Below are 13,586 nucleotides of genomic sequence, written 5' to 3' on the forward strand. Positions count from 1 at the left end.
TTCGTGAAAACGCTCCTGATCGCTCTGAACCTTGCCGCGCTACTCGTCGCCCCCGTTGCGGCCTTCGCACAGCAATCGCTTATCTCGGATCCGGAGGTCTATGAGAAGAAGCACTTTCAGGAGCAGTGCACCAAGGCGGAATTTTCGGACGGCTTCGTCCTCCGCCAGGATATCAACAATGACGGCCTGATCGACGCCGTCGTCAACGAGGGTGAGCTCACCTGCGACGGCGAGAAGGGTCCGCAGTGCAATGATGACGGCTGCACTTATAATTTCTATCTCCAGGTCGCCGAGGGCGGCTATTTCATGATCGCGACCGCCCAGGTCTACGGTTATGACTTCGTGAAGCGCTTCGGCAACATGGTGCTGGCAATGAAGATGCACCCGCGTTTCTGCGATCGTCCGGATGCTGACAAGGCGAAGGAGCCTTGTGTCGTCACAGCCCGTGTGCGCGGCACCAAGTTCGTGACGATCTCCAAGAAATAGCTAGTTCAGCCCGGATAGAGCTCTGAAGTGCGGCCGGCGAGGTAGTAGCCGACGAGCCCGAACCATTCGCGGATTGCCGTTGCCAGGTTCTGGGAATTCCGGCTCGGCTGCGTGAAATCGAAGCCAAGGCTTTCTCGCCCGTCAGTGCGGTAGTCCGTCGGCCACGGCACGACGTCGATTCCAAGTTTACGGAAGATGCCGACCGATCGCGGCATATGGTAACCGGAGGTGATCAGCAGGCAGTTCGAAAGACCTTGGCTTGCCAGAAGCTCCTTGGTGTTCATCGCGTTTTCGAAGGTCGTGCGCGATGTCGTTTCTTCGACCAGGCGATCTCGGCCAATGCCGAACTTCGGGAAGAAGCGCGCCGATATCGCCGCGTCACCTTCGTAGATGCCGGAGATCGACCCATCGCCGCCGGAAATCAGGATTCGCGTCTGCGGAAATTTCTGCGCCAGGCGCAGCGCTTCGACGAAGCGATCGGCCCCGGCATTGAGCTCTATTCCGTGGCGGGCGGTATTCACCTCGTTCTCGAATGCACCGCCCAAGACGATCATGCACTGCAGGCTTGCCGGATCCTGCGGTTTGACAAACCGATCCTCGAGACCCTGCAGAAGGTAGTTGCCGACGGTGGTGTAGAGCGTGACGAACAAAATCAGGCCCGCAATCGCCGAGGAAACGAGACTTGTCGCATGCCAGCGGACAAGGCCCGTCACCAGGGCAAACAGGAAGAAAAGGAAAACGAGCGACAATGGCTGCCCGAAGATCCAGATGAGCTTTGAAAAGAGAAACAAGGTTGTCTTCCTTCAGCGGTTTCCGCCCGCCATCTATCTGATTCGATAGGCTTCTATTGCGACTTCATTTCGTGCGCACCGCCGAACGTGGCGTGGCGTTAAACCGACGTTGCAGGCGTTTGGGGATGAGCAGAGAGGCGAGCGCAACCAGCATCGCAAAGACGGCAATCACCCACAGGGCCGCCGCACCCGCGATCTGTGTGAGCAGCGCGCCCATCACCGCGCCCGCAAACATGCCGGCCCACGGTACGATCTGGATCGTCCACTCCAATCGCTTGTCGCCGATAATCCAGCGCCCAAGGCCACGCCCAAAACGCGAGAGCGCTCCGGTCACATAGGTCAGCCCGATCGGCAGCCCCTCGATCTGCTCCACGGCCGCGTTCACCATCCCCATCGAAGCGACGATGAGATAGAAGCGCGGCATCGCCACGCTCTCGCCCATCATGAGAGAGGCGGTAGCCAGCGCGATGCTGACGCAGGAAAGCACGGCGAAGGTGCGCCGGTCCGCGAAATGCGCGATCACGATCCCGGCTGCATTGCCAAGCACGAAGACCATGATCGCCGAGAGTAGAATGGCCGCATGCCGTAGATCGCCGCCGCCGAGCGACAGGGCGGCGCGCGTTGTGTTGCCCGTCATGAACGACACGAAATCACCGGTCAGCGCCAGTCCGGTCGCATCGGTCATACCCGCCAGAAAGGAAATCGCGCCGGCAAGCATCAGGCCGGTCGTCGTTCTGCGCGTGTGTATGACGCGCCGCCGTCTTTCTCGTGTCATTGAACCAAGGCTCCAGGCTGCCGATCAGTCGGCATCGGAACCATACATACCCGCAGTTGCTAAAAATTTGGCAAAGCAGTGTATGAGGAAATGACCGCGAGCGAACAGTCCTCGGGCGCGACAGCCGTTAAGACGAAAGTGGTTCCAAACGCGTCGAACAGCCAGTGTTATTCGTGTCGGGAGAAATTTGGTGGAGCTAAGCGGGATCGAACCGCTGACCTCTTGCATGCCATGCAAGCGCTCTCCCAGCTGAGCTATAGCCCCATCAAGGTGGTCCGGCTAGGCCGGTCCTGGGATGCTTCGCGAAGCGCTTGCCTCGCGGAGTGGCGGCTTCTTACTTCCGGTTTTTGGAGATAGCAAGCCAAAAAAATCGGCCCGGCGAAATTTTCTCGTCCGGGCCGAGACTTAATCCGATCAGACTTCGTCTTCGTCGCCGGTGACGCCGATGATGTCGCTCATGTCGTCGTCATCGTCGTCTTCGTCGGCTTCGAGGAAGGTGTCGTCGTCGTCGCCTTCGATTTCGACGTCGTCATCACCCATATCTGGAATCTCGTCGCCGGATGCGCCTTCATCAGCGTCCTCGAGCGAGACCAGTTCGACTTCCGTGCTTTCGGTATCGACTTCTGCCACTTCCTCTTCATCCTGGGCTTCAGCCGCTGCGGCAGCAGAGGTTTCCTCGAAGAAGGAGAGCGGATAGGACTTGCCCGTATAGGGAGAAACGATCGGATCCCGGTTCAGGTCGTAGAACTTCTTGCCGGTTTCCGGATCGGTACGCTTCGTTCCAAGTTCAGCTTTCGCCACTGTTAGCCTCGTGAGAATGGCCGAATCAAGATTCGGCAAATGCCGTGAAACCCGGCGTTCTATTCGGAATTTATAAGCCGGTCCCCATAATCGTTGCAGCACGGCATGTCAAAGCCAAACTTCATGCATCGCTCATGCGCGCCAGATGACCGGCGCCGCCATTTGTGATAGTGAGCCGGCGATTGTTCATTTGCAGGGTAGATCGGCGCGTGGCCGGCTGCCGGGATAGGTGCGAGAAAAATGTACCAGCCGCCGCATTTTCGTGAGGAAGACTTGAGTGTCCAGCACGCCTTGATCCGGGCACATCCGCTCGGCATGCTGATCACTGCGGGTGCTTCGGGCTTGATGGCGAATTCGGTCCCTTTCCATCTGGATGCCGCAGCCTCCGAAAAGGGGATCTTGCGCCTTCACCTCGCCAAGGCCAATCCGCAGTGGCGCGATATCGACGCCGGCGCGGATGTGCTCGCCGTCTTCCAGGGCGCCGATGCCTACATCACGCCATCCTGGTACCAGACGAAGCAGGAGACCGGTAAAGTCGTGCCGACCTGGAACTACGCGATCGTACAGGTCAGGGGCAGGGCCCGTGTCATCGACGACGCGGACTGGCTGCTTCAGCAGATCAACGCGATCACCACGCAACAGGAAGGCCCACGCGACAGGCCTTGGGCAGTGGGTGATGCGCCTGATGATTTCATCCGCGCGCAGATGAAAGGCATCATCGGCGTCGAAATCGAGATTGCAGCGATTGAAGGCAAGTGGAAGGTCAGCCAGAACCGACCGGTTGCTGATCGCGAAGGTGTTGTTGCCGGTCTCGGTGAAGAGTCCGGTCGGGAAGACATGGTCGATCTCGTCCGCCGCTACGGCGGATTGGCGGAGACATGAACGGACAGATGAGCTCCAAACAGTTTACAATCGCCATCGATGGACCCGCAGCCGCAGGCAAGGGAACGCTCTCGCGCCGCATCGCGGAGACCTACGGCTTTCATCATCTCGACACGGGGCTGACCTACCGCGCGACGGCAAAGGCTTTGCTCGATGCCGGCCTGACGCTCGACGACGAGGCGGTGGCAGAAAAGATGGCGCGCGAGGTTGAACTGGCCGGTCTCGATCGCGATATACTTTCGAAGCATGAGATTGGCGAGGCGGCCTCGAAGATCGCGGTCATGCCTTCGGTGCGGCGTGCACTGGTGGAGGCGCAGCGGCGGTTTTCTGAAAAGGCGCCCGGAACGGTGCTCGACGGCCGTGATATCGGAACCGTCGTCTGCCCGGCGGCGCCGGTAAAGCTCTATGTAACGGCAAGTCCCGAGGTTCGGGCGAAACGCCGCTACGACGAAATAACAGGCAAGGGAGGAATTGCCGATTTCGATGCCATTTTCGACGACGTCAAGCGCCGCGACGAACGCGACATGGGACGGGCCGACAGCCCTTTGAAACCAGCCGAAGACGCGCACTTGCTTGATACGTCGGAAATGAGTATAGAGGCCGCGTTTCAAGCTGCGAAGTCGATCATCGATGCAGCTTTGAGCCGAAATACCTAATTCGAGCGATTTGCCCAAGCTTTGCCTGGGCCGCTTCCGAAGACTAAGCCTGAAATTCCGTCCAAGCGCCGGATTGCTTCCCGACAGGAAGCGGACTGGGTTCAGGCCCGTTCAACACGAACCAACCGGCGCATACGTATCCGGATTCGGATATGCAGGAGATTACATGTCAGTAGCTACTCCCTCTCGCGAAGATTTCGCGGCCCTTCTCGAAGAATCCTTTGCCAAGCACGACCTGGCTGAAGGCTATGTCACCAAGGGCATCGTAACGGCAATCGAGAAGGACTCTGCCGTTGTCGACGTCGGCCTCAAGGTCGAAGGTCGCATCCTACTCAAGGAATTCGGCGCCAAGGCCAAGGACGGCTCGCTCAAGGTCGGCGACGAAGTCGAAGTTTACGTCGAGCGCATCGAAAACGCTCTTGGCGAAGCAGTTCTGTCGCGCGAGAAGGCTCGCCGCGAAGAAAGCTGGGTCAAGCTCGAAGCCAAGTTTGAAGCTGGTGAGCGCGTTGAAGGCGTTATCTTCAACCAGGTCAAGGGCGGCTTCACGGTTGACCTCGACGGCGCGATTGCCTTCCTGCCGCGTTCGCAGGTCGACATCCGTCCGATCCGCGACGTTACCCCGCTGATGCACAACCCGCAGCCCTTCGAAATCCTCAAGATGGACAAGCGCCGCGGCAACATCGTCGTTTCGCGTCGTACGGTTCTGGAAGAATCCCGTGCCGAGCAGCGTTCTGAAATCGTTCAGAACCTCGAAGAAGGCCAGGTTGTTGACGGCGTCGTCAAGAACATCACCGATTACGGTGCGTTCGTTGACCTCGGCGGCATTGACGGCCTGCTGCACGTCACCGACATGGCATGGCGCCGTGTGAACCATCCGTCGGAAATCCTGTCCATTGGCCAGCAGGTCAAGGTTCAGATCATCCGCATCAACCAGGAAACTCACCGCATCTCGCTCGGCATGAAGCAGCTCGAGTCGGATCCGTGGGATGGCATCCAGGCCAAGTATCCGGAAGGCAAGAAGATTTCCGGTACCGTCACGAACATCACCGACTACGGTGCGTTCGTCGAGCTGGAGCCGGGCATCGAAGGCCTGATCCACATTTCGGAAATGTCCTGGACCAAGAAGAACGTACACCCCGGCAAGATCCTGTCCACGAGCCAGGAAGTCGAAGTCGTCGTTCTCGAAGTCGATCCGTCCAAGCGCCGTATTTCGCTCGGCCTCAAGCAGACGCTGGAAAATCCGTGGGCGGCATTCGCTCGCAACCATCCGGCTGGCACTGAAGTCGAAGGCGAAGTCAAGAACAAGACCGAATTCGGCCTGTTCATCGGCCTCGACGGCGATGTTGACGGCATGGTGCACCTCTCCGACCTCGACTGGAACCGTCCGGGCGAACAGGTCATCGAAGAGTTCAACAAGGGCGACGTCGTTAAGGCGGTCGTTCTCGATGTTGACGTCGAAAAGGAGCGCATCTCGCTCGGCATCAAGCAGCTCGGCAAGGACGCTGTCGGCGAAGCCGCAGCTTCGGGCGACCTGCGCAAGAATGCAGTCGTTTCCTGCGAAGTCATCGCAGTCAACGACGGCGGCATCGAAGTGAAGCTCGTCGACCACGAAGACATCACGTCGTTCATCCGCCGCGCAGACCTGTCGCGCGACCGCGACGAGCAGCGTCCGGAACGCTTCTCGGTTGGCCAGGTTGTTGACGCCCGCGTCACCAACTTCTCCAAGAAGGACCGCAAGATCATGCTGTCCATCAAGGCTCTGGAAATCGCGGAAGAGAAGGAAGCTGTTGCTCAGTTCGGTTCGTCCGACAGCGGCGCTTCGCTCGGAGACATTCTCGGCGCGGCTCTGAAGAACCGCGGCGGCGAATAATCGCCAGCAGGCTTGAAGAACAAAAGAACCCGCCTGAGCGATCCGGCGGGTTCTTCGTTTCTGTACTGTCGTTGCAATGGCGAGCTATTCCCAGTCGACCTTGCGTCGGTAGTGCGAATAGGCTTCGTCGCCACTCACGGCGATTGGCAGGGCCGGCGCCGGGCGGTGAGGCGGCGTGCCGGCCTTGATCAGACTTTCTCGGGCGGCAATCGCTGCAGCCGCCTCACTGTCCATCAGGATGTCCGTTTCGTCGTCGTCCGACGGCTCGCCCTGCCGCTCTTCCTCTTCCGACGGCTCGCCGCCGTTGTGGTCCTCGCGGTACATCGCGTGGGCGCCACTATTGTCGGCCTCGTCCTTCGAGAACTCGTAAGGCTGCGTGGCGTACGGCACGCCCTCGACGATTTTCATGAGCACCGGCGCATAGGTCTCGTCGATCGCCTGCTGCACCGTCAAGGGTGCTGGCGGTTCCGCGGCAGGGTGTCTTTTTGCCGCCGCTGCGGCCGCTTCGGTTGCCGGTTGTTCCGCGATGAGGGGCGATTGGCGCGCAATGCCCTCGGGCAATGGATGCAGATCGGGCAGGGTGGTCAATTCTTCCGGCAGATCGGCGAGGACCGTTTCGTCGAGGATGATATCGATCTCGACCGCAGGATCGGGATCGGCGGCTTCCAGCAGCACTTCCGTTTCCTGGTCCTGAATGATTGTAACGATCAGCTTCGTGGTATCGTTCGACAGCGAGGCTGATATCGCCGGCCAACTCTTCGGAATGATCGGGTCGCCCTTGGACGTTGTCCGAGCGGTCTCGGCTTGCACGGTTTCCCGTGCCGGATCCGCGGCGTGCCTGGGCGGCACGCTCTCCTGCACATCTTGATTAGGCTCCGCGAGTGTTTCTTCGGCGGACGCCTTGGCGGTCGGATTGACGATCGGTTCGTCAGCGACTGCATCCTTCTTGATGAGTTCGGTCCGCTCGTCGCCGCCATCGATATGGGCCGCGGCGACCAGTGCGGTCTGCGGCCGTGCAGATTCCGGTTCCTGCTTTGTCGGCAGAGGTACCTGCGCAGTCCCAGCAAGATTGTCCCTATGGATGCGAATTTCCGTCCGCTGTTCCTGGCGCGTCGGCGAGGCGTCGTTCTGGCCGTAGGAGCGAACCACGGCGCGGGCGGCGAGATCGCGATCCTTGTAGCGGATCGTTTCAAGACAGGTGGCGATGCGGGTAGCCTCCGGTCCAGCCGGGTTCCGGAGCGCCTCTGCAAGCAGGCGAAGCGGAACTGCGTGGCCTTGCATCGCAAGCTGTCGCTCGACTTTTTCGATCTTCGCCGGCGGCAGCTTCTCGATCGCAGCTGCCAGGCGGGAGGCAAAGGCTAGGTCGGTTTCGTCGTCCTCGCGCGGGGTCGCAAGCGCCTCGCTCGTGGCACTGAGCACATCGAGAAGGGCGTCGACCATCCGCGCCCGGACAGCTAGCAGAAGAATGCTGAGCTTGCCGGCAACAGAAGAATTGAGATCGGCGCCCTGAATCTGATGCACGGGAGCAACGGCGCTGGCCGCGCGCACCAGGCCATCGGTACTGACGGCCGCGGTCTGGCTCTGGGAGGAAAGGCTTCCATTTGACGCTGCACGAGCCGGAGACAACATGTCATGCTCCTTCTTTCGTAAAGTGCGGTGAAGGCAGGCTACAAGAAGGCCGCGCTCATCCGGCCCGTTGCATTCCCCGGCAGTTCGGTCTGCCCGACGCGGCGCTCCATCGCGCCGTTGAATGCATAAAAATTGGTAAATAATCTAACGAAGCGGCGTTAACGAATTACTAATGGCCGGTACGCGCATCGCCGCGCCCGGTTCCATACGTGCAAAATCCAGAAACGTCTTAGCTGTGGGCGAAAATGTCGGCTTCTTCCCAGCCGAGCAGATCGAGCTTGGCGCGCGTCGGAAGGAATTGGAAGCAGGCGTTGGCATGATCGATGCGGCCGTCTCGCACCAGCCGCTCGGTCAGCTTGTCGCGCAGCGCGTGCAGGTAAAGCACGTCAGAGGCCGCGTATTCCAGCTGCGCAGGGGACAAAGTTGCGGCAGCCCAGTCGGAGGATTGCTGCGTCTTGGAAATATCGACGTCAAGCATTTCCTTGAGATTGTCCTTCAGTCCATGCCGATCGGTATAGGTTCGGCAGAGACGTGAGGCGATCTTGGTGCAGAACACCGGCTGCATGGTGACGCCGAAGGTGTGGAACAAGACGGCAATGTCGAAGCGGCCATAGTGGAAGATCTTCTGTTGCCCATTGGCAAGCAGCGCCACGAGGTTCGGCGCTTCCTTCTGCCCGGCGGCGATGCGGATCACGTCGGCCGTGCCGTCGCCCGGTGAGAGTTGCACTACGCACAGCCGGTCGCGGCGCGGCACAAGGCCCAGCGTTTCGGTGTCGATGGCAATCGCTCCGGTATAGCGGGCGGCATCTGCCGCGGAAATATCACCTTCATGGTATCGTATGATGGCTGCCATCGATCTCATCTCACACTCGAACTGTCACTTGTGGCCTATAGCGCAAAGCCATGGCGGGCGATACCGCCAAGGCTCAGAATGTCGGCGGTGTATTGATCCAGATGAGGACGGTTTCGCCATCGTGACGGTTGCGCCAGGAGTGATAGCGACGGCTTTCGAAATAGAGCGAATCGCCGGGTCCGAGATCGAAGAACTGATCGGAATCGAGGACCAGCTCCAGCCTCCCGGAGAGTACGTGCATGAACTCCTCCCCTTCGTGTCGGTAGGCGCCTTCGCTCGCCGCACCGGGTGCGAGCACGAAACGGTGGCAATCCATCATCGTGCGGCCCTCGGCCAGAAGCTGCACCGTGACACCTGGCGTCGTTTCCGGCCATGTGCGCCAAGCGCCGGCGCGGACGACCTCGGGCATGTCGTCGCGCTCTTCCCCAGAAAGCCTGGAAACCGTGGTGCCATAATATGCCGCAAGGTCGTGCAACGTCTTGAAACTCACCCCCTGAGAGGTGCGTTCGAGCGTCGACAGTGTCGAGGCAGCAATGCCAACGTCACCGGCAACCTGATCCAGTGTCTTGCCGGCGCCGTGGCGCAGACTGCGCAGCCGCCGACCTAGATCCGAGGCGTCAGACGTATCCGAATTTTCAGATGGTTCCTCGCTTTCCAATGCCTCGCGAATGGCTGCCGGATTGAGTCCGCGCTCGGTTCGATACCAGGCTATCTTTTTTAACCGTGCGACGTCCTCGGCGCTGTATTGCCGGTGCCCGGTTTCCGACCGGTCCGGAACGACGAGGCCCTGGCTTTCCCAAAGGCGCAAGGTCGATGCGGAAACGCCTGCTGATTTTGCCGCCTCCGCCACTTTGTAGCGCACGGGCATATCGTTGTTCATAAGCCAAATATTCCCGGTTCGTTTGTCTTCTTGAGGTCTTGTTCGACCTAGTTTTTCTTCGACGACCATCGCTGAAAACGACGGCAGTTTGAAGCGGTAAATGCCGCTTGCATTCTTGCAGGAAAAATGTAGGAATTTTCTACATGTCTTGCCGAAGTTATGCAAGATAGTTCATCCATTCCAGAGCAGGAACGCACCGATGGCCGCGACCACCCTCACAGACCGAAAGAATGCCGCAATCTCGCGTGGCGTTGGCATGACGACGCAGATCTATGCAGATCGCGCAGAAAATGCCGAGATCTGGGACAAGGAGGGTCGACGCTATATCGACTTCGCGGCCGGCATTGCCGTCCTCAACACCGGTCACCGTCACCCGCGCGTGATCGCCGCCGTCAAGGATCAGCTCGATCATTTCACCCATACCTGCCACCAGGTGGTGCCTTACGAGAGCTACGTCCACTTGGCCGAACGTCTCAATGCGCTGACGCCCGGCAACTTCGAGAAGAAGACGATCTTCGTCACAACAGGTGCCGAAGCCGTCGAGAATGCGGTGAAGATCGCCCGTGCCGCGACCGGCCGCTCCGCCGTGATTGCCTTTGGCGGCGGTTTCCATGGCCGCACCTTCATGGGTATGGCGCTGACCGGCAAGGTCGTGCCCTACAAGGTCGGTTTCGGCGCAATGCCGGGCGATGTCTTCCATGTCCCGTTCCCGGTCGAGCTGCATGGCGTGACGCCGGCTCAGTCGCTGGCCGCGCTGAAGAAGCTGTTTGCCGCCGATGTTGATCCGGCGCGTGTTGCCGCCATCATTATCGAGCCAGTTCAGGGCGAGGGTGGTTTCTACCCGGCGCCGGTCGCCTTCATGAAGGCGCTGCGCGAACTCTGCGACCAACACGGCATCCTCCTGATCGCCGATGAGGTGCAGACCGGCTTTGCTCGTACCGGCAAGATGTTCGCGATGGATCATCACGAGGTCGCACCCGACCTGATGACGATGGCAAAGAGCCTCGCTGGCGGCTTCCCGCTGGCCGCCGTCACGGGTCGTGCCGAGATCATGGATGCGCCCGGACCGGGCGGTCTCGGCGGTACCTATGGCGGCAATCCGCTTGGCATCGCTGCGGCTCACGCAGTCCTCGACGTCATCAAGGACGAAGATCTCTGCGATCGCGCCAATCAGCTTGGCAACCGGTTGAAGCAGCGCCTGGAATCACTGCGCGAAAAGGTGCCTGAAATCGTCGATATCCGCGGTCCGGGTTTCATGAACGCTGTCGAGTTCAACGACAAGACGACGAAGCTGCCGAGCGCCGATTTCGCCAACAAGGTTCGCCTGATTGCGCTTGAGAAAGGCCTGATCCTGCTGACGTGCGGCGTGCATGGAAACGTCATCCGTTTCCTCGCCCCGATCACGATCCAGGATAGTGTCTTTGGCGAAGCGCTCGACATTTTGGAAGCCTCGATCCTCGAGGCAAGCGGTAAGTAGGGCCATCCCTTCTTTGCCTGGAGTTACATGACATGGCATTCACGACTGCATTGACAAAACACGTTCCCTTTTCCTCGCCGTTCCTGCGCGATGCCGGCTATATCAACGGTAGCTGGACGGCCGGCGGCGCGACCAAGACCTTTGACGTCCTCAATCCTGCCACCGGCGAGGTTCTCGCCTCGCTGCCCGACATGGGGGCTGCCGAGACGCGGGAAGCAATCGACGCCGCCTACGCTGCTCAGCCGGCCTGGGCCGCGCGGCCCGCAAAGGAGCGCGCCGGGATCCTGCGCAAATGGCATGACCTGATGGTCGCTCATGCCGATGAACTGGCCGCCATCCTGACCGCTGAAATGGGCAAGCCTTTCCCCGAGGCCCGCGGCGAGATCCTTTACGCTGCAGCCTATGTCGAATGGTATGCGGAAGAGGCCAAACGCATCTATGGCGAGACAATCCCTGCGCCGTCGAGCGACAAGCGCATGATCGTCATCAAGCAGCCGGTTGGCGTCGTCGGCACGATCACGCCTTGGAATTTTCCGGCCGCGATGATCACTCGCAAGATCGCCCCGGCGCTGGCTGTCGGCTGCGCGGTCGTCTCAAAGCCTGCCGAGCAGACGCCGCTGTCGGCGCTGGCACTTGCCGTTCTCGCCGAGCAGGCCGGTATTCCGGCCGGCGTCTTCAACGTCATCGTCGGAGAAGACGGCCCGGCAATCGGCAAGGAGCTTTGCGGCAACGACAAGGTGCGCAAGATCAGCTTCACCGGATCGACGGAGGTCGGCCGCATTCTGATGCGCCAGTGCGCCGATCAGATCAAGAAGATCAGCCTCGAGCTTGGGGGCAACGCGCCCTTCATCGTCTTTGACGATGCGGATCTGGACGCAGCGGTCGAGGGCGCTCTGGCGTCCAAGTATCGCAATGCCGGCCAGACCTGCGTCTGCGCAAACCGCCTTTATGTCCAGTCAGGAGTCTATGATGCCTTCGCCGCCAAACTTGCGGCCAAAGTCGAGACGATGGCCGTTGGTGACGGTTTCAAGGCAGGCGTGACGATCGGCCCGTTGATCGACGAGCAGGGCCTATCCAAGGTGGAGAGCCACGTTGCAGATGCTGTTTCGAGGGGAGCGAGGATTCTGACGGGCGGCAAGCGCGTCGAGGGTGCCGGCACCTTCTTCACACCGACCGTGCTCACCGGCGTCACCCGCGAGATGAAGGTCGCGCGCGAAGAAACGTTCGGTCCCGTCGCGCCGCTCTTCCGCTTCGATACGGTCGAGGATGTGATCGCCCAGGCCAACGACACCGAGTTCGGCCTCGCCGCCTACTTCTTCGCCGGCGACCTGAAAAAGGTCTGGCGTGTCGCAGAGGCGCTGGAATACGGCATGGTCGGCATCAATACCGGCCTGATGTCGACGGAAACGGCACCCTTCGGCGGCATCAAGCAGTCTGGCCTCGGCCGCGAAGGCTCGCGCCACGGTGCCGATGACTATCTGGAGATGAAGTATCTCTGCATGGGCAATGTCTGAGCGACACGTCGCTCACGACAGTTGAGGCATTGCAAACGGGATCGCCGGCCGCGGCGGTCCCGTCTTTTTCGGTTAGCTTTGCCGTGCTTGCCCTCCCAGCTGCCAATCCGGCAGCGGGAAGATGCGGTCATAGGCCCAGTTGAAGACGAACGCGTAGACCACGTAGAAAAGCGCGAAGGACACATCCATCGTCAGCGCCTGGATGACGCTGATGTCGAGGTACCAGGCGATCATCGGCAGCAGCGCGAGCAGCAATCCAATCTCAAACATGACCGCATGCAGGACGCGGACCGCAACATTCTTTTGCGTGCCGCCGGTGAGGTACTGCATCAGATGGTCGAAGCCGAGATTGTAGAGATAGTTCCAGGCTGTCGCGAGCGTCGCGCCGGCGACGCCGATCACGCCGATATCGGCCATAGGCATGCCGAAGGCCAGCGCGCCGAGCGGCGTGACAAGCGCAAGTCCGATAATTTCGAAGCTGATGGCGTGACGGACACGGTCTGCGGTTTTACGCATGGTCTACCCCTAGTGGGAATGTTCGGGTCGTCCCGAGTTGATGCCCATAGAGGGGGAGGTCGTCCTCACACCCTTTTAATAGGTATTCCGGCAGTCGAAAACAAGGGCAGGACCCTGCTCAGTAGTGCGGCGGCCGTGTAATCGCCGGCGCTTCCAGCGATTGCTCCTCAAGCGACAGAAACCGTTCCGTCAGCCTGTCCAGCTTGGCCCGCGTCTGCTCAACGACCTTCCATTGTTCGGCTAGCTGATCGGACAGTTCCTCGATCGTCTTTGCCTGATGGGCAACGATTTCCTCGAGCTTTGTAATGCGGTTCGTCTCTTCGGACATGGAACCTCCTCGCCGCAACCGGCCAATGTCATGCCATCTGAAAAGCGGAAATAGTCCGCGCGGTCAATCGTTTCGAGGGCGGTGACGTGCGATTTGCAAAAGTGAACCGTTTGGTTACTAAAAGCCCT

The 13,586-nt window shown here is 60.1% G+C and carries 14 protein-coding genes and 1 tRNA gene; 6 read left to right on the top strand and 9 right to left on the bottom strand.

Annotated elements, in window-relative coordinates; all coding sequences use genetic code 11:
- Positions 1 to 3 precede the first annotated feature (3 nt).
- Positions 4 to 486 carry a hypothetical protein gene (locus RHIBUN_RS0111825; protein WP_018855374.1) on the top strand — a complete coding sequence of 161 codons (483 nt, stop codon included), beginning with the start codon at positions 4 to 6 and terminating at the stop codon, positions 484 to 486.
- Between the two features lie 5 nt (positions 487 to 491).
- Here the strand turns inward: RHIBUN_RS0111825 and RHIBUN_RS0111830 are convergent, their stop codons facing one another.
- From RHIBUN_RS0111830 to RHIBUN_RS0111845, 4 genes are all read right to left on the bottom strand, one after another.
- The gene (locus RHIBUN_RS0111830; RefSeq protein ID WP_025659737.1) at positions 492 to 1,277 is read right to left on the bottom strand and encodes a YdcF family protein; all 786 of its coding nucleotides are present in this window, start codon (positions 1,275 to 1,277) and stop codon (positions 492 to 494) included.
- A gap of 64 nt (positions 1,278 to 1,341) precedes the next feature.
- Positions 1,342 to 2,052 (bottom strand): YoaK family protein, encoded by a 711-nt coding sequence (locus RHIBUN_RS0111835; protein WP_025659738.1) that lies wholly within the window; start codon positions 2,050 to 2,052, stop codon positions 1,342 to 1,344.
- 188 nt (positions 2,053 to 2,240) lie between these two features.
- Positions 2,241 to 2,316: transfer RNA gene (locus RHIBUN_RS0111840), tRNA-Ala, on the bottom strand.
- Positions 2,317 to 2,466: 150 nt separating this feature from the next.
- Positions 2,467 to 2,853, bottom strand: a complete 387-nt coding sequence (locus tag RHIBUN_RS0111845) for a TIGR02300 family protein (protein ID WP_018855371.1) — start codon at positions 2,851 to 2,853, stop codon at positions 2,467 to 2,469.
- A gap of 240 nt (positions 2,854 to 3,093) precedes the next feature.
- Between RHIBUN_RS0111845 and RHIBUN_RS0111850 the strand changes: the two genes are divergently transcribed.
- The 3 genes from RHIBUN_RS0111850 (at position 3,094) to rpsA (ending at position 6,261) form a co-directional block, all read left to right on the top strand.
- The gene (locus tag RHIBUN_RS0111850; RefSeq protein WP_025659739.1) at positions 3,094 to 3,735 is read left to right on the top strand and encodes an FMN-binding negative transcriptional regulator; all 642 of its coding nucleotides are present in this window, start codon (positions 3,094 to 3,096) and stop codon (positions 3,733 to 3,735) included.
- An 8-nt stretch (positions 3,736 to 3,743) separates the two neighbouring features.
- A complete protein-coding gene (gene cmk, locus RHIBUN_RS0111855; protein ID WP_025659740.1) occupies positions 3,744 to 4,391 on the top strand; it encodes a (d)CMP kinase in 648 nt (215 codons plus the stop codon).
- 166 nt (positions 4,392 to 4,557) lie between these two features.
- On the top strand, positions 4,558 to 6,261 hold the full coding sequence (gene rpsA, locus RHIBUN_RS0111860; protein ID WP_018855368.1) for a 30S ribosomal protein S1: 1,704 nt from the start codon (positions 4,558 to 4,560) through the stop codon (positions 6,259 to 6,261).
- An 84-nt stretch (positions 6,262 to 6,345) separates the two neighbouring features.
- Here the strand turns inward: rpsA and RHIBUN_RS0111865 are convergent, their stop codons facing one another.
- The 3 genes from RHIBUN_RS0111865 to RHIBUN_RS0111880 all read right to left on the bottom strand — a co-directional run bounded on the left by RHIBUN_RS0111865 (position 6,346) and on the right by RHIBUN_RS0111880 (position 9,623).
- Positions 6,346 to 7,890, bottom strand: coding sequence for a hypothetical protein (locus RHIBUN_RS0111865; protein WP_025659741.1), 1,545 nt, complete (start codon positions 7,888 to 7,890; stop codon positions 6,346 to 6,348).
- Between the two features lie 229 nt (positions 7,891 to 8,119).
- On the bottom strand, positions 8,120 to 8,743 hold the full coding sequence (locus tag RHIBUN_RS0111875) for a ribonuclease D (protein WP_025659742.1): 624 nt from the start codon (positions 8,741 to 8,743) through the stop codon (positions 8,120 to 8,122).
- 73 nt (positions 8,744 to 8,816) lie between these two features.
- A complete protein-coding gene (locus RHIBUN_RS0111880) occupies positions 8,817 to 9,623 on the bottom strand; it encodes a MerR family transcriptional regulator (protein WP_025659743.1) in 807 nt (268 codons plus the stop codon).
- Positions 9,624 to 9,822: 199 nt separating this feature from the next.
- On the opposite strand from RHIBUN_RS0111880, the gene RHIBUN_RS0111885 reads away from it, so the two are divergent.
- Complete coding sequence (locus RHIBUN_RS0111885; RefSeq protein WP_025659744.1) at positions 9,823 to 11,100, top strand: 4-aminobutyrate--2-oxoglutarate transaminase; 1,278 nt, start codon at positions 9,823 to 9,825, stop codon at positions 11,098 to 11,100.
- 32 nt (positions 11,101 to 11,132) lie between these two features.
- Entirely contained in the window at positions 11,133 to 12,614 is a 1,482-nt protein-coding gene (locus tag RHIBUN_RS0111890; protein ID WP_025659745.1) for an NAD-dependent succinate-semialdehyde dehydrogenase, read from the top strand.
- Between the two features lie 72 nt (positions 12,615 to 12,686).
- Here the strand turns inward: RHIBUN_RS0111890 and RHIBUN_RS0111895 are convergent, their stop codons facing one another.
- Together RHIBUN_RS0111895 and RHIBUN_RS0111900 are read right to left on the bottom strand one after the other, a co-directional pair.
- Complete coding sequence (locus RHIBUN_RS0111895; RefSeq protein ID WP_025659746.1) at positions 12,687 to 13,130, bottom strand: PACE efflux transporter; 444 nt, start codon at positions 13,128 to 13,130, stop codon at positions 12,687 to 12,689.
- Positions 13,131 to 13,248: 118 nt separating this feature from the next.
- On the bottom strand, positions 13,249 to 13,458 hold the full coding sequence (locus tag RHIBUN_RS0111900) for a SlyX family protein (protein ID WP_025659747.1): 210 nt from the start codon (positions 13,456 to 13,458) through the stop codon (positions 13,249 to 13,251).
- Positions 13,459 to 13,586 lie beyond the last annotated feature (128 nt).

It is taken from the genome of Rhizobium sp. IBUN, from assembly GCF_000510625.1.
Lineage (GTDB): Bacteria > Pseudomonadota > Alphaproteobacteria > Rhizobiales > Rhizobiaceae > Rhizobium > Rhizobium altiplani.